Here is a 16,744-nt window from a genome sequence, read left to right as displayed (position 1 = left end):
GGTAACAACGTGTAAAGTCTGTTGCCGCGTAAATCGCCGGTCGGGCGGGGCGCTGAAGCGAGGGCCGGCAAGGGCGCCGGCGCCCGTTCGGCAGCTTCGATGACGTGCATCGATAGCAGTCCGGCGGCGTGTCTTCCGAGGCGGTCGGCGCGTCGATTCCGGCGCCCGAAACCTCGGCTTCCGCGACCTTGCCCGACGGGCCATTCGCATGCAGGCCGTCTCCGACGAGATCGGACCCCGCCGCCGCACGTTGCTGGCGCGGCGTTTGCGCCCATCGCGAAATCGAATGCGCGGCATCGCGACATTTAATTGGCCTCGGGCGGCGCCGTTCGATATCGTGGCCGGATTCCCTGCCAACGGTTGCGCCGCGCCGGCTGCGGTTCCTTCCGCTGTCCGCGCCGGTGTCGCGCGGCGACCGCCCCACATTCCGAGCCATGACCGATCGTATCTTCATCAACGCCGTCGACGCCGGCGGCCAGCCCATCAACCTCGTCGTCCGGGACGGCCGTTTCACCGCGATCGGCGCCGATTGCGCGGCCGCGCCCGGCACGGAGACGATCGACCTCGACGGCCGCGTCGTGCTGCCCGGCTTCGTCGATGGCCACATTCACCTCGACAAGAGTTTCGTCGGCGATCGCTGGGTGCCGCACGAATCGGTCGGCTCGCTGCGCGAGCGGCTCGCGGTCGAGAAACGCCAGCTCGCGGCCGCGCCGCCGATCGTCGAGCGCGCGAACGCACTGATCGCGCAGGCCGCCGCATTCGGCACGGTCGCGATGCGCAGCCACGTCGACGTCGATGCGACGACCGGCCTGTCGAACCTGCAGGCCGTGATGGCCGCGCGCGAGCAATGGCGCGGGATCGTCGATATCGAACTGGTCGCGTTTCCGCAGGCCGGCGTCGTGTCGTGCCCGGGCACCGCCGACGTGCTCGATGCGGCCGTGCGCGAAGGCGCGGGCGTGGTCGGCGGAATCGACCCGACGACGCTCGACGGCGATGCGGACGGCCAGCTCGACATCGTGTTCGGCATCGCCGAGAAGCGCGGCGCGAAGATCGACATCCATCTGCACGAACCGGGCGAAACGGGCATCGCGCAACTGCTGCGGATCGCGGCGCGCACGCGCGCGGCGGGGCTCGGCGGGCGCGTGAACGTGAGCCATGCGTATGCGCTCGGCGAAGTCGGCTACGACGACGTTCAGCGCACCGCCGCGGCCCTCGCCGAAGCCGGCGTGTCGATCCTGACGAACGCGCCGGGCGACTGCGCGTTTCCGCCGGTGCAGCAGTTGCGCGACGCGGGCGTGCATGTGTTCGCGGGCAACGACAACATCCGCGATGCGTGGTGGCCGTACGGCAACGGCGACATGCTGCAGCGCGCGATGATGGTCGGCTACCGGTCGGGCTTCTACACCGACGAAGCGCTCGGCATCGCGCTCGACATGGCGACGCATGCCGGCGCGCGCGTGATCGGCAAGGAGAACTATGGAATCGCGGTCGGCTGCGATGCGACGTTCGTCGCAGTGCGCGCGCCGAACGCCGCAGCGGCCGTCGCGGGCGTGCCGGCCGAACGCTGGGTGTTCCGCCGCGGCGAAAGCGATACGGGCGCGCCGTTCGCCCCGTCGCTGCGCTGACCGACCTGACCGCGGGCACCGCGCCCGCTTCGCACTGACCGACCACACCGGAACCGACATGACGAACCTGCTGATCCGCAATGTCCGCACGAGCGCCGACGCTGCGCTCGACATCCTGATCGAAGACGATCGCATCGCACGCGTCGGCTCGTCGCTCGACGCGCCCGCCGGCTGCGCGATCGAGGACGGCGCGGGCGCGCTCGCGCTGCCCGGCCTCGTCGAAGGCCATACGCACCTCGACAAGACGCACTGGGGGATGCCGTGGTATCGCAACCAGGTCGGGCCGCGCCTCGTCGATCGCATCGAGAACGAACGGCACTATCGCGCGACGAGCGGCCATGACGCCGGCGCTGCTTCGCTCGCCCTGGCGCGCGCATTCCTCGCGGCCGGCACGACGCGCATCCGCACGCACGTCGACGTCGATACCGAAGCCGGGCTGCGGCACCTGCACGGCGTGCTCGCGACGCGCGACACGCTGCGCGGGCAGGTTGAAATCCAGATCGTCGCGTTTCCGCAATCGGGCGTGCTCAAGCGGCCGGGCACCGACGCGCTGCTGTCCGACGCGCTCGGCGCCGGCGCCGATCTGCTCGGCGGGCTCGATCCGTGCGCGATCGAAGGCGATCCGGTCGAAGCGGTGGACGTGCTGTTCGCGATCGCCGAGCGCCACGGCCGCGGGCTCGACATCCACCTGCACGAGCGCGCGTCGATGGGCGCGTACTCGCTCGACCTGATCCTGCAGCGCACGGCCGCGCACGGCATGCAGGGGAAGGTCACGATCAGCCACGGGTTCTGTCTCGGCGATATCGCCGAACGCGAGCGCGATGCGCTGCTCGCGCGGATGGCCGAACTCGGCGTCGCGATCGTCACGACCGCGCCCGCGGCGGTGCCCGTGCCGCCGGTGGCCGCATGCCGCGCGGCGGGCGTGACCGTCATCGGCGGCAACGACGGCGTGCGCGACACGTGGACGCCGTACGGTTCGCCCGACATGCTCGAACGCGCGATGCTGATCGGCATGCGCAACGATTTCCGTCGCGACGACGCGCTCGAAATCGCGCTCGACTGCGTGACGCACAGCGCGGCGCGCGGTTGCGGTTTCGCCGGCTACGGGCTGCAGCCGGGCAGCCGCGCGGATGTCGTGCTCGTCGACGCGCTGACGTTCGCCGAGGCGGTCGTCGCGCGGCCGGTGCGGCGTCTCGTCGTGTCGTCGGGGAAGATCGTCGCGCGCGACGGCGCGCTGGTCTGAGCGTAGCGTTGCATCGGTATGATCGGGTTTTCAGCCGGATGTCCCGGGAGACGACGATGCGACGCACGACAGCGGCACGGGCCGCACGATGGATGGCGGCGGCCCTGTTCGCCGTGACCGCCGCGCAGGCGGTGGCGGCCGGCCCGAACGACGCGCAGCAGGAAGCCAATCGGCGGACCGTGCTCGCGTTCTACGAAAAAGGCCTGAACGAGAAAGACGCGGACGCCGCGCTCGCGTATGTCGGCGAGCGCTACGTGCAGCACAACCCGAACGCGGCCGACGGACGCGACGGCTTCCGCAAGTTCGTCGCGTTCCTGCGCGACAAGTATCCGCAGTCGCACAGCGAGATCAAACGCTCGTTCGTCGACGGCGACTACGTGATCCTGCACGTGCACGCGGTGCGCGAACCCGGCACGCGCGGCAGCGCGATCATGGACATCTTCCGGCTCGAGAACGGCAAGATCGTCGAGCACTGGGACGTCAACCAGCCGGTGCCCGAGCAGGCCGCGAACGGGAACACGATGTTCTGAGTCCGAGTTGTCCGGGGTGTGCAGCCCCCTTCTTCCTTCCTGAACGAACCCCGCCGCTCGACTACTCCTCGTGCTCCAGCATCGCCGCGAGCGTCTTCGTCAGCTCGCTGACCATCGGGTCGGCCGTCGGCCGATGCAGGATCGCGATGTCCATGTGCTCGATCGGCGCGAAACCCTGCTTCGCGGTCAGCACGGTGTGCTCGTCCGTCACCACGCGCGCCGGCAGCACGCTGATGCCGAGCCCGTCCGCGACGGCGGCCTGGATGCCGCTCAGGCTCGACGTCGTGAAGCTGATCCGCCAGCGGCGGCCGCGCTCCTCGATCGCCTTGATCATGTCGTCGCGATAGAGCCCGCGCGGCGGAAACACGACGATCGGCACCGGATCGAGATCGATCGACGGATGCTTCGCGCTGTCGATCCAGCGCAGCTTCTCGGGCCAGCGTACGACGGCCTCGCGGCTGTCGCGCCGCTGCTTGATCAGCACGAGGTCGAGTTCGCCGCGGTCGTATGCGGCGCTGATGTCGCGGCTCAGCCCGCACATCACTTCGAGCTTGACCTGCGGATGCGCGCGACTGAACGCGGCGAGCGCATGGGTCGTGCGGCCCGCCGCGAAATCGTCGGGCACGCCGAGCCGGATCGTCAGCGCGACCGTCGCGCCCGACAGCGCTTCCAGCATCTCGTCATTCAGCGCGAGCATGCGCCGCGCATAGCTGAGCACCGTCACGCCCGCGTCGGTCGGCCGTACGTCGCGCGTGCCGCGGTCGAGCAGGCGGTGCCCGGCAATTTCCTCGAGCCGGCGCACCTTCTGGCTGACCGTCGACTGCGTCGAGTGCAGGCGCGCGGACGCCGTCGTGAAGCTGCCGCAGTCGGCGACCATCACGAGCGCGCGCAGCAGGTCGAGGTCGAACAGGGGTCTATTCATTTATGCACTTTTTTGGATTCGAGCATTTCATTTCCAAATGCGTGCGACGATTTTTAACATGACCGGACGCCGTGGGCAATCGCGGTTTCGCCGGACCCGGCGCGGCGTTGCGGGTGAAGTGCGCACGGTTGGGTAAATTTGCGTCTCGGAGGATTTCCGCTGCGGTATAGGTCGCATCATCAATACAGCCGAAACCGTATCGGACAAGATTTCGCGCTGCCCGCCTGTACAGACGTCGCCATCCCGCCGATATCGGTAAAAACACGCTCTGTGGCAGACATGCGTCGCACCGGGTAAACACCCGAAATCCCGACTATACAGCCAGAATTCAAGCCCCGTCCCTTCCTTCTCGCCCCCGCCCGGCCTCGATCCACCTCACCCCCGTTCCCGCCGCTTGCGCTCAAAAATTGAGCGGTCTAGACTGCATCGCAGTTTCATCGAAGTCCCCGTCTTTCGCGCACTGCCCCACGCCGGCATCCCGGCGCGGTGCCATCCACCGGACGCCGGCGGTCGCCCGCCGCGTCGAGACTTTCAAGGACACGCCATGAACCGCACTGCAAAGCTCCTCGTTACCGCGCTGGCGTTCGCGCCGCTCGTGTCGTTCGCGCAGGACACGTCGACGATCCGCTGGGGCATCGATCCCACGTATCCGCCGTTCGAGGCGAAGCAGCCCGACGGGTCGCTTGCCGGGTTCGACATCGACCTGCGCAATGCGATCTGCGAGGAACTGCATGCGAAGTGCGTGTGGGTCGAGCAGGGCTTCGACGGGATGATTCCGGCGCTGCGTGCGCGCAAGTTCGACGTGATCATGTCCGCGATGACGGCCACCGACGAGCGGCTCAAGCAGATCGACTTCTCGAACAAGCTGTATGCGTCGCCGGGCGCGCTCGTCGCGCCGGTCGGCTCGAAGCTGCTGCCGACCGCGGCGTCGCTCGCGGGCAAGCGCATCGGGATCGACCAGGGCACGACGCAGGAGGCGTACGCAAAAGCCGAATGGGCGACCAGGGGCGTGACGATCGTCTCGTACCAGAACCAGGACCAGGTGTACCAGGATCTCGTCAACGGCCGCCTCGACGCGACCTTCCAGGACAAGACGCAGGCCGGCTACTCGTTCCTGAAGACGCCGCGCGGCAAGGGCTACGCGTTCGCGGGCCCCGACGTGACCGACGCACGGATCACCGGCTACGGCGTCGCGATGGGGCTGCGCAAGGGCGACGCCGACATGAAGAAGCGGCTGAACGACGCGATCGTCGCGATCCGCGCGAACGGCACGTACCAGAAGATCGCCGCGAAATACTTCGACTTCGACATCTACGGCGCGAAGCAGTTGACCGCCGCACCGTGAACCCGTGATTCATTCATTCGACAGGCAAACCATGACGAGCATCCAGGACCGTGTCGCGCAAGCCGTGACGCCCGAACTGATCACCGCATTCCGCGAGGAAGGCGCGGTCTGCATCAAGGGCATCTTTTCGCCCGACGAAGTGGCCGCGCTCCGCGCCGGCATCGACACGAATCTCGCGCAGCCGAGCGAGCGCGCGAAAGTCGCGAGCCGGCCCGACGATCCGGGCTGGTTCTTCGAGGATTTCTGCAACTGGCAGCACAACGACGCGTACCGCGACTTCATCGTGCGCTCGCCGGCGCCGTCGGTGGCCGCCGCGCTGATGGGCACGGAGCACGTGCGACTGCATCACGACCACCTGCTCGTGAAGGAGCCCGGCACGCGGCAGCGCACGCCGTGGCACCAGGACCAGCCGTACTACAACATCGAAGGCGACGACAACGTCAGCATGTGGATTCCGGTCGATCCGGTGCCGCTCGAGTCGACGCTGGAATTCGTCGCGGGTTCGCATCGCGGGCCGTGGCTGATGCCGCGCACGTTCATGGACAAGGAGGCGAAGTGGTTTCCGGAGGGCAGCCTCGCGGACCTGCCCGACATCGAAGCCGATCGCGCGGCGTTCCCGATCCGCCACTGGGCGCTCGAGCCCGGCGACATGGTGTGCTTCCGGATGCTCACGCTGCATGCATCGGGCGGCACGCAGAACCGCCGGCGCGCGTTCTCGATCCGCTTCGTCGGCGACGATATCCGCCACGCGCCGCGCCGCTGGAAAACGTCGCCCGATTTCCCCGGGCTCGCGGAGCAACTGCCCGACGGCGTGCCGCTCGAACACCCGCTGTTTCCGGTCGTGTGGTCGCGCGGTGCGGGGCAGGTCGGCGCGATCTGACCGGCGCATGTAACGAGCGCGGCGGCCGTTTCCTGACGAAACGGCCGCCGCGCGTTTTTGTGCGTGCCGGAGTGCGGCGAAGGATCAGGTCGGGTGGCGCCCGGCACCCGGCTTGAAGCGCGAGCCGAGCCGGTAGCGGTTGCCCGGATGCAGGAAATGCACGAACGTGACGGGCAGCCCGTCCGTCCAGGTGCGGCGCGTGAGCGTGAGGCACGGCTCGTCGGCGCGCATGTCGAGCAGCCGCGCCTGTTCGCCGGTCGGCAGCGTCGCGTCGACGACGTGCTCGATCTCCAGTTCGTAGTGCGACACGTTGTTGTACAGGTATTCGGACGGCGGTTCGGTCTGGAAATCCTGGTCGATGAAAGCGGGTGCGGCGGCCGGGTTCACGTAGCGGTCCTCGAGCTGGATCGGGCGGCCGTTTTCCTCGTGCACGCAGACCACATGAAAGACCGGCGTGTTGACCGGCAGGCCGAACGCGGCCGCGACGTCGAACGACGCGGGCTCGCTCGACCGGCTCAGCACGCGGCAGCGATATTCGTGCCCGCGCGCGCGGATTTCGTCGCGGATATGCGCAATCATCAGCAGGTTCGACTGCGGCTTCACTTCGGCGACGAAGGTGCCGACGCCTGCGATGCGTTTCAGCACGCCTTCCTCGGTCAGCTCGCGCAGCGCGCGGTTGACCGTCATGCGTGCGACGCCGAACTGCGCGGCGAGATCGAGCTCGGACGGAATGCGGTCACCGGGGCGCCAGTCGCCCGATTCGACGTTCTGGCGAACCAGCGTCTTGATCTGCTGGAACGGTGCGGTGGCCTTTGTGACCATCGGAGGATCCTTGCGCGAAGAAGTGACGGGTCTAGTCGTCGTGACTGACGATGACCAGGATCTCCGCCTGCGCGGTGCCGAGGCTGCGCGCGCGGTGCGGGATGAGTGCGTTGAAATAGACTGAATCGCCGGTCCTGAGTTGCACCGTCTCGTTCGGAAATTCGATTTCGACGCGCCCCTTGTGTACGAACAGGAATTCCTCGCCTTCGTGCTCTCGGAACGTCGACGCGACGAATTCGTGCGGCGGATGCACGACGAACGGCAGCATCTTCTTCGGCGCGACGCCGGCCGCGATGCTTTCGAAGCGGTGCGCGTGGCTGTCGGCCGCCGCACCCATCGCCGTGCGCTCGCCGGCGCGCGTGACCGTGATCAGCTCGCGATTGCTGCTCTCCGAGAACAGTTGCTCGACGTCGACATTCAGCGCCTTCGACAGCTTCAGCGCGACCGCGATCGACGGCACGCTCAGGCCGCGCTCGACTTTCGACAGGTAGCTCTTGGTGAGGCCGGTCTCGTCGGCCAGCACGTCGAGCGTCCAGCCCTTCTGTTTTCTGAGCAGCTTCAGGCGAATCGTCATGGGGCGCCGGGTGTCCTTCGAAAAACCGATTGTAACGCATGACACAATGTGTCATATAATGGATCGGGTGTCACGGATCCCGGAGAAGCGGCTGCGGACGACGCGACACATCCGACCCATTCAGGAGGTGAACATGGCGGAAACGCTGAATTTGACGAAGGAGGCGCTGGTCGCGCTGGCGGAGCGGCGTCTTGAAAACGAGGTGGGCGACAGCGGCTGGTCCGCGCGACAGAAGCTCGCGCTCACGTGCCGGATCCTGTTCGACGCCGGCCACGATTCCGGCCTGGCCGGGCAGATCACCTGCCGCGCGGGCGACGCCGGCACGTACTACACGCAGCGGCTCGGGCTCGGTTTCGACGAGATCTCGGCCGCGAACCTGCTGCGCGTCAACGAGGATCTCGACGTCGTCGACGGCGAGGGCATTCCGAACCCGGCCAACCGGTTCCACACGTGGATCTATCGCGAGCGCCCGGACGTGAACTGCATCATCCATACGCATCCGGCGCACGTCGCGGCGCTGTCGATGCTCGAGCAGCCGCTCGTCGTGTCGCACATGGATACCTGCCCGCTGTACGACGATTGCGCATTCCTGAAGGACTGGCCCGGCGTGCCGGTCGGCAACGAGGAAGGCGAGATCATCTCGAAGGCGCTCGGCAGCAAGCGCGCGATCCTGCTGTCGCATCACGGCCAGCTCGTGGTCGGCAAGACGATCGAGGAAGCGTGCATGCTCGCGCTGCTGATCGAGCGGGCCGCGAAGCTGCAACTGCTCGCGATGTCGGCCGGCGAGATCAAGCCGGTGCCGCCGGCGCTGGCGCGGGAAGCGCACGACTGGATCTCGAATCCGAAGCGCGATGCCGTGACATTCGACTATTACGCGCGCCGTGCATTGCGCACGCATCGCGACTGCGTCGCGTGAACGAGCGCATCGCTTCCGTCGCGTTTACTCATCATTGAGGAATACACATCGTGTCTATCCTGCTGCAAGGCATCATTGCCTACCCGGTCACGCCGTTCTCCGCCGACGGCGGCGTCGACCTGAAAACGCTCGATGCGCTGATCGACCGCCTGATTGCCGACGGCGTTCATGCGATTGCCCCGCTGGGCAGTACCGGCGAGAGCGCGTACCTGTCCGACGCCGAATGGGAGGCGGTTGCCACCGCGTCGATCCGCGCGGTGCGCCGGCGCGTGCCGACCGTCGTCGGCATCTCCGATCTCACCACGGCGGGCGCGGTGCGCCGCGCGCGCTTCGCCGAACAGGCCGGCGCCGATGCGGTGATGGTGCTGCCGGTGTCGTACTGGAAGCTCGGCAACGACGAGATCGCCGCGCACTACCGCGCAATCGGCGACGCGATCGGCATCCCGATCATGCTGTACAACAACCCGGCGACGAGCGGCGTCGACATGTCGCCCGACCTGATCGCGACGATCTGCCGGACCGTCGACAACGTCACGATGGTCAAGGAGAGCACCGGCGACATCGGCCGCATGCACCGGCTCGCGCAACTGAGCGACGGGACGATCCCGTTCTACAACGGCAGCAATCCGATGGCGCTCGCCGCGCTGGCGGCGGGCGCGGCCGGATGGTGCACGGCCGCGCCGAACCTGAATGCGGCGTTGCCGCTCGCGCTGGTCGAAGCGATGCGCGCGGGCGACCTGACGCGCGCCAGGTCGGTTTTTCATGCGCAGTTGCCGTTGCTGCAGTTCATCGTCAACGGCGGGCTGCCGGTGACCGTGAAGGCCGGCTTGCGTCTGCGCGGTTTCGACGCCGGCGAACCGAGGAAGCCGCTGCAACCGCTTGGCGAAGCGCGCACGCGCGAACTCGAGCGCCTGCTCGCGGCGCTGCCGGACGGCGTGCCGGCATGAGCGATGAAGCACGACCGGCGATCGCGGCCATCGTCGGCGCGGTGCGGGTCGGCACGAGCCGGCCGCTGGCCGGCACGCCGCACGCGAGCGCGATCGACAAGCGTGCGGTCGACTCGCGTCTGTGGCTGGGCGCGCTCGGCTTCGCCGGCGACGAGCAGGCCGACCCGCGGCATCACGGCGGCCCCGACAAGGCGGTTCACCACTATGCGCACGATCACTATGCGTGGTGGTCCGCGCAGATTGGCGCACGCGACGTGCTCGGGCAACCGGGCGCGTTCGGCGAGAACCTGTCGACGCGTGGCGTCACCGAGCATGACGTGTGCGTTGGCGACGTGTTCACGCTGGGCGGCGCCGTGCTTCAGGTGACGCAGTCGCGGCAGCCATGCTGGAAGCTCAACGCGCGCTTCGATCATCCGCGGATGGCCGCGCTCGTGCAGCAAAGCGGCCGGACCGGCTGGTACTACCGCGTGCTGCACGAAGGCTGGGTCGCGCCGGGCGACGTACTGGCGCTGCATGAGCGCCACTATCCGCAATGGCCGCTGTCGGCGGTGCTCGATGTGCTGTACCGGCGCACGCTCGACATGGCCGCGCTCGATGCGCTGTGTGATGTCCCGGTGCTGCCGCCCGGCTGGCGCAAGATGCTTGAAAAGCGCCGGGCCGAGCGGCAGGTCGAAGACTGGACGAAACGGCTCGACGGATGACCGGCCGCGTTTCGCGGCCGGTCGCTTAGCTGGCCGGCAATTCCCGTACGTCGGCCGTCGGCGTGGATCCGAACGCATCGCTCAGCGCATAGCCGATCAATTGGCGTGCGGCCGCCTCCGGCGTCGCGAGCGCGCCGCTCGACTTCAACTGTTCGAACTTTTCGCGCATCGGGAAGTTGTCTTCGCTGGTCGAGCGGATCGTCGCCTGCATGCCCGTATCGACGACACCCGGCGCGACGCTGCAGATCCGCAGCGCGCGGTTTGCGTCGAGCGCGACTGCGCGCGCATGGTGATCGAGCGCGGCCTTGGTCGCGCAGTAGATGCTCCAGCCCGCGTATGCGTTGCGCGCCGCACCGCTCGACAGGTGCAGGATCCGGCACTCGGTCGTGGCGGATGCCGCCTGCGCGAGCGCGGCCGACAGCATCAGCGGCGCCGCGACGTTCAGGCCGACCGCGCGCGCGACGATCGCCGGATCCTGCGCGGCGAGCGTGCCGATCGGATCGACGATCCCCGCGTTGTTGAACAGCAGCACGATCGACGCGCCGTCGACGAAGCTGCGCAGCGTGTCGCCGGCCAGCCAGGCCGCGACGGCCGACGCGTCCGACAGGTCGAGTTCGACTTCGGCGAAGCGGTCGCCGGCTTGCGACGCGAGCGACGGATGGCGGCTGCGCGACACGCCGAGCACGGCGATGCCTTCCTGCAGCAGTTGTTCGGCGAGCGATGCGCCGAGACCGCGCGTGTGTCCGGTGACGATGGCGCGCACGTGCGGCGTGGTTGAGGATGCAGTCATGGTGGCGAACGGGTGAAGGGATGAAAGGGTGAACGGTGTTGACGAGCGGCGCGCACGCGCGGCGGTAGTGCGTGCTGGGCGGGCGATGCGTGGTATCGGCGTGCGGAGGTGTGCAGAGGCGATTGTGCGTGGCGCCGCGGATGACCGCGTGAACGCATATCGTAGCGCCGGCATGCGTGTCGCGCAAACGCGGGCATGATCTCGCCGTGCATGCGCCGCATGCTGCGGCGTGTGGAGCGCGTATTCGCAAATGCCGTGCGCATGCGTCCCCGCGCGGCATCTTGAGGTCGATACATTGGACGAAAGCGGCTGCGGCAAGTGCGCGCGCCGGCACGGCGAGCGGCGCCGGGCCACGCGTCGCGAGCTATCATATGGCTCGCCCGTTTGCGATGCCGGACGGCCGCGACCGTTTCCCTTCACCTGCTGCACGCTGCGAAGCCAACCATGAACACCACGCCGGATACGCCCACGCCACGCCCTCTTCGCGAACTCACGCCTCTCGAGGCCCGCATTCTCGGTGTGCTGGTCGAGAAACAGCACACGGTGCCGGACACGTACCCGCTGTCGCTGAATGCGCTGACCGCGGGCTGCAACCAGAAAACCGCGCGCGCGCCGGTGATGAACGTCAGCGAGGATGAAGTCACGACCGCGCTCGACGGGCTGAAGCACCTGAGCCTCGTGATGGAAGGCAGCAGCAGCCGTGTGCCGCGCTTCGAGCACAACATGAACCGCGTGCTCGGCATCCCGAGCCAGGCGATCGCGCTGCTGACGATCCTGCTGCTGCGCGGCCCGCAGACGGCCGCCGAGCTGCGTCTGAACAGCGCGCGCCTGCACGGCTTCGCGGATATCTCGTCGGTCGAGGCGTTTCTCGACGAACTCGCGGTGCGTGCACAGGCGCTCGTCGTCCGGCTGCCGCGTGCGCCGGGCGCACGGGAGAACCGCTGGATGCACCTGATGTGCGGCGAGGTGAACGTCGCCGACTTCGCGGGCGCGGATGCCGGCGGTGCGGATTCCGTGCCGCCTTCCGAATTCGAGGCGCTGAAGGCCGAACAGAAGCGCCTCGCGGACGAAGTGGCGCGACTGACTGCGCTGGTTCATCGGATGGCCGGCGAACTTGGAATCGACGTCGACGTCGGCGCGCAAGGCGACGCGGGCTGATCCACGCATTCGATGCGACGCGGTGCCTGCACGGACACGCGTGCGCCGTGGAGCAGGCGTCAATCGCCGCGACACCCTGATTACCAGCGGCACCCCGATTTCGCCGAAGCGCCGACATCCGACGCCCACGCGAAATCGGTCTTCTTGCCGGTGCGCGCGTTGGTGTAGGTCATCGAATAGACGATGGCGCCCTGGCTCATCATTTCGTACTCTCCGTTGATCTTGCCGTCGACCATTTCCCACCACGTCGTCGTGTATTGATACGGCCGGTCTTCCGCCAGTATTTCCTCTTCCCGGTGCTTGAACAGCAGCGGAATCGCCGTCTTCGATTTCGCATAGCGGACGACGCCGCCGGACCATTTCGCCACGTCGTCGTAGTACGTTCGCAATTCGAAGCGAACAGGTTTGTCTCCATCCGTCCGGAAGCACAGCACTTCCGTGCTGACTTCGGCCGAAGCGGGCAGCGCGATGCAGAGCAGCAGTGCGGCGAGGGTTTTTTTCATGATCGTGGTGTGCAAGAGATAAAGCGGCATTTCAACCGATACTGATCCGCGTCGCTCCGGCATCGACAAGCCGGAACAGCAGATCCTCGACGGCCGTCTCGGGCGCGGAGCCGAGATCCGCGTTGACGCGCCACCCCTGTTCGGTGTGAACCGGTTCCGACAGGTAGTGAACGATGCCATGCAGCCCGTCTTCGGCCGGCGCGTTCTCGTCGTCGACATCGAACCACGCGAGGAACCACGTCTTGAATGCGTCGGCTGCCGCGCTTTCGTCGAGACCGTCGGCCTCGATCGCGGCCCAGTCCCACACGAACGGGCGGATCGACACGGCAGCCGTTTCGAGGTCGAACGCGAACGGCTCGAATTCCAGTTGCGACGTCGAATCGACCATCGACGGCTGGCCGGCCGCGTCGCCGTCGGCCGGGATCGTGTCGGCCCGGCACGGCAGTGCGAGCGGCCCTTCGGTGGCCAGCGTGCCATCGGCCTGCCGGTAGGCCGGTTCGACGATCACGGCCGGTTGCGCAGCCGCTTTCGCGAGCAGGTCGGCATAGGGTTGGCGGATGGCGCGGAGCAGTTCGGAGACGGTCATCGTGGCAACTCGGACGGGTCAGGTAACGATCGAATCTCAGGCGGGTAGTCATCAGGGCAGCGCCCGTGAGGCTCGCACCGATCGACTCGGACAGACGCAATCGTACGGCACTCCGGCCGCGTGCCGGCACTCGGCCGAACGGCCGGGACACGCGCTGCGATATGCGTCTGCCGCGAAATGCGGGACACAAGACGCCGGCCCGATCGACACGACACTCGTATCGCGATTTAGGCGTTTACCTTCAAACAACAGAAAACGCCCATCGATCACGTTCCCGTTGTGCTTCAATTCATCCGGTTTGCACTCCTACTAAAACTGCAGATTCAGTACAGGCCGGATCATTCATTCACAGGAGACAGTCCATGGCTTGGAAACGGTATTGAAGCGGCAATCACGATGGTCTGCAACACCGCCGAACTTCCTTCGATGAAAGCAGGTTATCCCAGGGGCCCCCATCCATGTCCACCCGACGTTTCATGATCGCCGCGGCCGCCGTGTCCGCCGCGCTGACCCTTGCCGCACCGCCGGCCAGCGCCGCCGCGCCGACCGTGTCCGATCCGTTCTATACGTACACCGGCTCGACGCCATTGGCATCGATTCCACCGGGCACGGTGCTGAAGACGCGCAACGTCGCCTATCACGTGGCCGGCGTTCCGACCGCGCTGACCGCGCAGCAGTTGCTGTATCGCACCAACAACGCGCAGAACCAGCCGGTCGTCAACGTGACGTCGGTGATCCGGAGCGCGGTCAGCAACGGCCAGGCCATCTCGTACCAGTCGGCCTACGATTCGCTGAACCCGTACGACGAGCCGTCGCAGGTGATCGCCGGCGACCGCGACGTCACCAAGGTCATCAACGTCGGTACGTTGCTGTACAGCGTGGAATCGATTCCGCTGTCGACGCTGCTGCTGCTGGGCTACAACATCATCGTGCCGGATACGGAAGGCCAGACGGCGGACTTCGCCGCCGGCCCCGAATACGGGATGACGACGCTCGATTCGATCCGCGCGGCGCTCAATACGCCGTCGACCGGCCTGAATCCGTCGAGCAAGGTCGCGATGATCGGCTATTCCGGCGGTGCGATTGCGACGAACTGGGCCGCGCAACTCGCGCCGAGCTACGCGCCGGACATCAACAAGCAGCTCGTCGGCGCGGCGGAAGGCGGCGTGCTGGTCGACCCCGCGCACAACCTGCGCTATGTCGACGGCAGCATCGTCTGGGGCGGCGTCGCCGCGGCCGCGCTCGCCGGGCTGGCGCGCGGCTACAACTTCGACCTGACGCCCTATCTCAGCGACACCGGCGTCGCCGTGTTCAAGGACATCCAGAATCAGTCGCTCGCGTACATCCTGCCGAAGTACACGGGCCTGCACTGGGCGACGCTGTTCAAGCCGCAGTACGCGAACGACATCAACAGCATTCCGGTGTATGTGACGTATGCGAACAAGGTGAATGCCGGGCTGGCCGCGTCGCCGACGATCCCGATGTATATCGGCCAGGGCACGGCCGGCGCGCTGGATGGCACGTTCAGCAGCCAGGTGGGCGACGGCGTGATGATGGCCTACGACGTGCGGGCGCTGGCGCAGAAGTTCTGCTCGAGCGGCGTGCCGGTCACGTACACCGAGTATCCGCTTGAACATGCGGGCGCGATCGTGCCGTGGGTGGCCGGCATGCTGCCGTGGCTCTACGACCGCTTCAACGGGAAAGCCGCGCCGAGCAATTGCTGGTTGACGGCGCTGCTGCCGAGCAATTCGCTGGCGCCCGAGACGCTGCACTAGACGCGCCGGGCGTCACGGCGAACGGCGGGGCGATCCACTGCGGATCGCCCCTTTTTTCATTGCGTGATTGACCGTCTGTCGCGTTCTCCCGACCACCGTCGCATCCATTCCCCCGCCCTGAGCGGCTGCCGTCGCTCCCGGGTGCCATAATCGAGCCTGCACATCATTCCAGACGTCCCCCGGAGAATCACCATGCAGAACCTCGACAATCCTTCCCACGATCGCGAGGTAGGCAGCGCCGACGCGACGCAGGACACCACGCGCATCGACGACGTCCGCATCGGCGCCGTGCGTCCGCTGATTTCGCCGGCGCTGCTGCTCGACGAACTGCCGGTGCCGGCCGCCACGCAGACGCTCGTCGAGGATACGCGCCGTGCGATCGGCGACATCCTGCACGGCCGCGACGACCGGCTGCTGCTCGTCGTCGGCCCGTGCTCGATCCACGATCATGACCAGGCGCTCGACTACGCGCGCCGCCTGAAGATCGCCGCCGATGCGTTGAAGGACGACCTGCTGATCACGATGCGCGTCTACTTCGAGAAACCGCGCACGACGGTCGGCTGGAAGGGCTACATCAACGATCCGCGCCTCGACGGCAGCTTCCGCATCAACGAAGGGCTGCGTGCCGCGCGGCAGCTGCTGCTCGATATCAACGCGCTCGGCCTGCCGGCGTCGACGGAATTCCTCGACCTGCTGAGCCCCCAGTACATCGCCGACCTGATCGCGTGGGGCGCGATCGGCGCGCGCACGACCGAAAGCCAGAGCCATCGCCAGCTCGCGTCGGGCCTGAGTTGCCCGATCGGCTTCAAGAACGGCACCGATGGCGGCGTGCAGGTTGCGTCGGACGCGATCGTCGCCGCAGCCGCGAGCCATGCGTTCATGGGGATGACGAAGATGGGGATGGCCGCGATCTTCGAGACGCGCGGCAACGACGACGCGCACGTGATCCTGCGCGGCGGCAAGAACGGCCCGAACTACGATGCCGCGCATGTCGAGGAATGCTGTGCGGTGCTGCGCAAGGCCGGGCTGCGCGAGCAGGTGATGGTCGACTGCTCGCACGCGAATTCGAACAAGTCGCACGAACGGCAGATCGACGTCGGGCAGGACCTCGCTCGGCAACTGTCGCAGGGCGAGCACCGGATCGTCGGCGTGATGGTCGAGAGTCATCTCGAGGCCGGGCGGCAGGATTTGAAGCCGGGCGTGCCGCTGAAGTACGGCGTGTCGATCACCGATGCGTGCCTGAGCTGGACGCAGACGGAGCCGGTGCTCGACGTGCTGGCCGAGGCGGTGCGGCATCGCAGGGTGTATTCGCGCAACGCGTGACAGGGGCGGCGCCGACATGAGTGCTGCGTCATCGCGTCCGATGCAGCGTTGTGCGAGTAGCGCTAACATGGGCCGGTGCGATGGTTCGCGCACGGAGGCGGCGC

Annotated in this window: 17 protein-coding genes; 11 read left to right on the top strand and 6 right to left on the bottom strand. The window is 67.3% G+C overall.

What is annotated here, in order from left to right; translation table 11 throughout:
* The first annotated feature begins 434 nt into the window (after positions 1 to 434).
* The 3 genes from LXM88_RS29585 to LXM88_RS29575 are packed head-to-tail and all read left to right on the top strand — an operon-like array spanning position 435 to position 3,398.
* A complete protein-coding gene (locus LXM88_RS29585) occupies positions 435 to 1,625 on the top strand; it encodes an amidohydrolase family protein (protein WP_262546874.1) in 1,191 nt (396 codons plus the stop codon).
* A gap of 58 nt (positions 1,626 to 1,683) precedes the next feature.
* Positions 1,684 to 2,868, top strand: a complete 1,185-nt coding sequence (locus LXM88_RS29580) for an amidohydrolase family protein (RefSeq protein WP_262546872.1) — start codon at positions 1,684 to 1,686, stop codon at positions 2,866 to 2,868.
* Between the two features lie 56 nt (positions 2,869 to 2,924).
* Positions 2,925 to 3,398, top strand: coding sequence for a nuclear transport factor 2 family protein (locus LXM88_RS29575; protein WP_262546869.1), 474 nt, complete (start codon positions 2,925 to 2,927; stop codon positions 3,396 to 3,398).
* Between the two features lie 61 nt (positions 3,399 to 3,459).
* Here LXM88_RS29575 and LXM88_RS29570 read toward each other — a convergent pair whose 3' ends face one another.
* Positions 3,460 to 4,320, bottom strand: a complete 861-nt coding sequence (locus tag LXM88_RS29570; RefSeq protein ID WP_262546867.1) for a LysR family transcriptional regulator — start codon at positions 4,318 to 4,320, stop codon at positions 3,460 to 3,462.
* Between the two features lie 544 nt (positions 4,321 to 4,864).
* Between LXM88_RS29570 and LXM88_RS29565 the strand changes: the two genes are divergently transcribed.
* Both LXM88_RS29565 and LXM88_RS29560 read left to right on the top strand, forming a co-directional pair.
* Positions 4,865 to 5,665, top strand: coding sequence for an ABC transporter substrate-binding protein (locus LXM88_RS29565; protein ID WP_262546866.1), 801 nt, complete (start codon positions 4,865 to 4,867; stop codon positions 5,663 to 5,665).
* 31 nt (positions 5,666 to 5,696) lie between these two features.
* Complete coding sequence (locus tag LXM88_RS29560; protein ID WP_262546864.1) at positions 5,697 to 6,545, top strand: phytanoyl-CoA dioxygenase family protein; 849 nt, start codon at positions 5,697 to 5,699, stop codon at positions 6,543 to 6,545.
* A gap of 84 nt (positions 6,546 to 6,629) precedes the next feature.
* On the opposite strand, the gene hutC is transcribed toward LXM88_RS29560, so the two are convergent.
* Both hutC and LXM88_RS29550 read right to left on the bottom strand, forming a co-directional pair.
* The gene (gene hutC, locus LXM88_RS29555; RefSeq protein WP_262546862.1) at positions 6,630 to 7,367 is read right to left on the bottom strand and encodes a histidine utilization repressor; all 738 of its coding nucleotides are present in this window, start codon (positions 7,365 to 7,367) and stop codon (positions 6,630 to 6,632) included.
* A 31-nt stretch (positions 7,368 to 7,398) separates the two neighbouring features.
* Positions 7,399 to 7,941, bottom strand: coding sequence for a helix-turn-helix domain-containing protein (locus LXM88_RS29550; protein WP_262546860.1), 543 nt, complete (start codon positions 7,939 to 7,941; stop codon positions 7,399 to 7,401).
* Positions 7,942 to 8,074: 133 nt separating this feature from the next.
* Here LXM88_RS29550 and LXM88_RS29545 point away from each other — a divergent pair, with 133 nt between their 5' ends.
* The 3 genes from LXM88_RS29545 to LXM88_RS29535 are packed head-to-tail and all read left to right on the top strand — an operon-like array spanning position 8,075 to position 10,505.
* Positions 8,075 to 8,857, top strand: coding sequence for an aldolase (locus LXM88_RS29545; protein WP_262546858.1), 783 nt, complete (start codon positions 8,075 to 8,077; stop codon positions 8,855 to 8,857).
* A 50-nt stretch (positions 8,858 to 8,907) separates the two neighbouring features.
* Positions 8,908 to 9,804 carry a dihydrodipicolinate synthase family protein gene (locus LXM88_RS29540; protein ID WP_262546857.1) on the top strand — a complete coding sequence of 299 codons (897 nt, stop codon included), beginning with the start codon at positions 8,908 to 8,910 and terminating at the stop codon, positions 9,802 to 9,804.
* Positions 9,801 to 10,505 (top strand): MOSC domain-containing protein, encoded by a 705-nt coding sequence (locus tag LXM88_RS29535; RefSeq protein ID WP_262546855.1) that lies wholly within the window; start codon positions 9,801 to 9,803, stop codon positions 10,503 to 10,505. The genes LXM88_RS29540 and LXM88_RS29535 overlap by 4 nt, the downstream gene beginning before the upstream one ends.
* A gap of 25 nt (positions 10,506 to 10,530) precedes the next feature.
* Here LXM88_RS29535 and LXM88_RS29530 read toward each other — a convergent pair whose 3' ends face one another.
* On the bottom strand, positions 10,531 to 11,295 hold the full coding sequence (locus LXM88_RS29530) for an SDR family oxidoreductase (protein WP_262546854.1): 765 nt from the start codon (positions 11,293 to 11,295) through the stop codon (positions 10,531 to 10,533).
* A gap of 444 nt (positions 11,296 to 11,739) precedes the next feature.
* On the opposite strand from LXM88_RS29530, the gene LXM88_RS29525 reads away from it, so the two are divergent.
* Positions 11,740 to 12,453 (top strand): YceH family protein, encoded by a 714-nt coding sequence (locus tag LXM88_RS29525; RefSeq protein WP_262546851.1) that lies wholly within the window; start codon positions 11,740 to 11,742, stop codon positions 12,451 to 12,453.
* 80 nt (positions 12,454 to 12,533) lie between these two features.
* Here LXM88_RS29525 and LXM88_RS29520 read toward each other — a convergent pair whose 3' ends face one another.
* Both LXM88_RS29520 and LXM88_RS29515 read right to left on the bottom strand, forming a co-directional pair.
* Positions 12,534 to 12,956: a hypothetical protein gene (locus tag LXM88_RS29520; protein ID WP_262546850.1), complete on the bottom strand. Its 423-nt coding sequence runs from the start codon at positions 12,954 to 12,956 to the stop codon at positions 12,534 to 12,536.
* Between the two features lie 31 nt (positions 12,957 to 12,987).
* Positions 12,988 to 13,542, bottom strand: coding sequence for a hypothetical protein (locus LXM88_RS29515; protein WP_262546848.1), 555 nt, complete (start codon positions 13,540 to 13,542; stop codon positions 12,988 to 12,990).
* Between the two features lie 458 nt (positions 13,543 to 14,000).
* Here LXM88_RS29515 and LXM88_RS29510 point away from each other — a divergent pair, with 458 nt between their 5' ends.
* A complete protein-coding gene (locus LXM88_RS29510; protein ID WP_262546846.1) occupies positions 14,001 to 15,317 on the top strand; it encodes a lipase family protein in 1,317 nt (438 codons plus the stop codon).
* Positions 15,318 to 15,509: 192 nt separating this feature from the next.
* On the top strand, positions 15,510 to 16,640 hold the full coding sequence (locus LXM88_RS29505; RefSeq protein WP_262546844.1) for a 3-deoxy-7-phosphoheptulonate synthase: 1,131 nt from the start codon (positions 15,510 to 15,512) through the stop codon (positions 16,638 to 16,640).
* The last annotated feature ends 104 nt before the right edge of the window (positions 16,641 to 16,744 follow it).

It is taken from the genome of Burkholderia sp. S-53 (assembly GCF_025560745.1).
Classification (GTDB): Bacteria; Pseudomonadota; Gammaproteobacteria; order Burkholderiales; family Burkholderiaceae; genus Burkholderia; species Burkholderia pyrrocinia.
Note: the sequence above shows the minus strand (reverse complement) of the source record. Positions and strands in the feature narration are given on the sequence as shown.

Bases quoted from the DNA above. Each gene is read 5' to 3' on its own strand.
- LXM88_RS29585 (WP_262546874.1), top strand. From the start codon at position 435: ATGACCGATCGTATCTTCATCAACGCCGTCGACGCCGGCGGCCAGCCC.
- LXM88_RS29580 (WP_262546872.1), top strand. From the start codon at position 1,684: ATGACGAACCTGCTGATCCGCAATGTCCGCACGAGCGCCGACGCTGCG.
- LXM88_RS29575 (WP_262546869.1), top strand. From the start codon at position 2,925: ATGCGACGCACGACAGCGGCACGGGCCGCACGATGGATGGCGGCGGCC.
- LXM88_RS29570 (WP_262546867.1), bottom strand. From the start codon at position 4,320: ATGAATAGACCCCTGTTCGACCTCGACCTGCTGCGCGCGCTCGTGATG.
- LXM88_RS29565 (WP_262546866.1), top strand. From the start codon at position 4,865: ATGAACCGCACTGCAAAGCTCCTCGTTACCGCGCTGGCGTTCGCGCCG.
- LXM88_RS29560 (WP_262546864.1), top strand. From the start codon at position 5,697: ATGACGAGCATCCAGGACCGTGTCGCGCAAGCCGTGACGCCCGAACTG.
- hutC (WP_262546862.1), bottom strand. From the start codon at position 7,367: ATGGTCACAAAGGCCACCGCACCGTTCCAGCAGATCAAGACGCTGGTT.
- LXM88_RS29550 (WP_262546860.1), bottom strand. From the start codon at position 7,941: ATGACGATTCGCCTGAAGCTGCTCAGAAAACAGAAGGGCTGGACGCTC.
- LXM88_RS29545 (WP_262546858.1), top strand. From the start codon at position 8,075: ATGGCGGAAACGCTGAATTTGACGAAGGAGGCGCTGGTCGCGCTGGCG.
- LXM88_RS29535 (WP_262546855.1), top strand. From the start codon at position 9,801: ATGAGCGATGAAGCACGACCGGCGATCGCGGCCATCGTCGGCGCGGTG.
- LXM88_RS29530 (WP_262546854.1), bottom strand. From the start codon at position 11,295: ATGACTGCATCCTCAACCACGCCGCACGTGCGCGCCATCGTCACCGGA.
- LXM88_RS29525 (WP_262546851.1), top strand. From the start codon at position 11,740: ATGAACACCACGCCGGATACGCCCACGCCACGCCCTCTTCGCGAACTC.
- LXM88_RS29520 (WP_262546850.1), bottom strand. From the start codon at position 12,956: ATGAAAAAAACCCTCGCCGCACTGCTGCTCTGCATCGCGCTGCCCGCT.
- LXM88_RS29515 (WP_262546848.1), bottom strand. From the start codon at position 13,542: ATGACCGTCTCCGAACTGCTCCGCGCCATCCGCCAACCCTATGCCGAC.
- LXM88_RS29510 (WP_262546846.1), top strand. From the start codon at position 14,001: ATGTCCACCCGACGTTTCATGATCGCCGCGGCCGCCGTGTCCGCCGCG.
- LXM88_RS29505 (WP_262546844.1), top strand. From the start codon at position 15,510: ATGCAGAACCTCGACAATCCTTCCCACGATCGCGAGGTAGGCAGCGCC.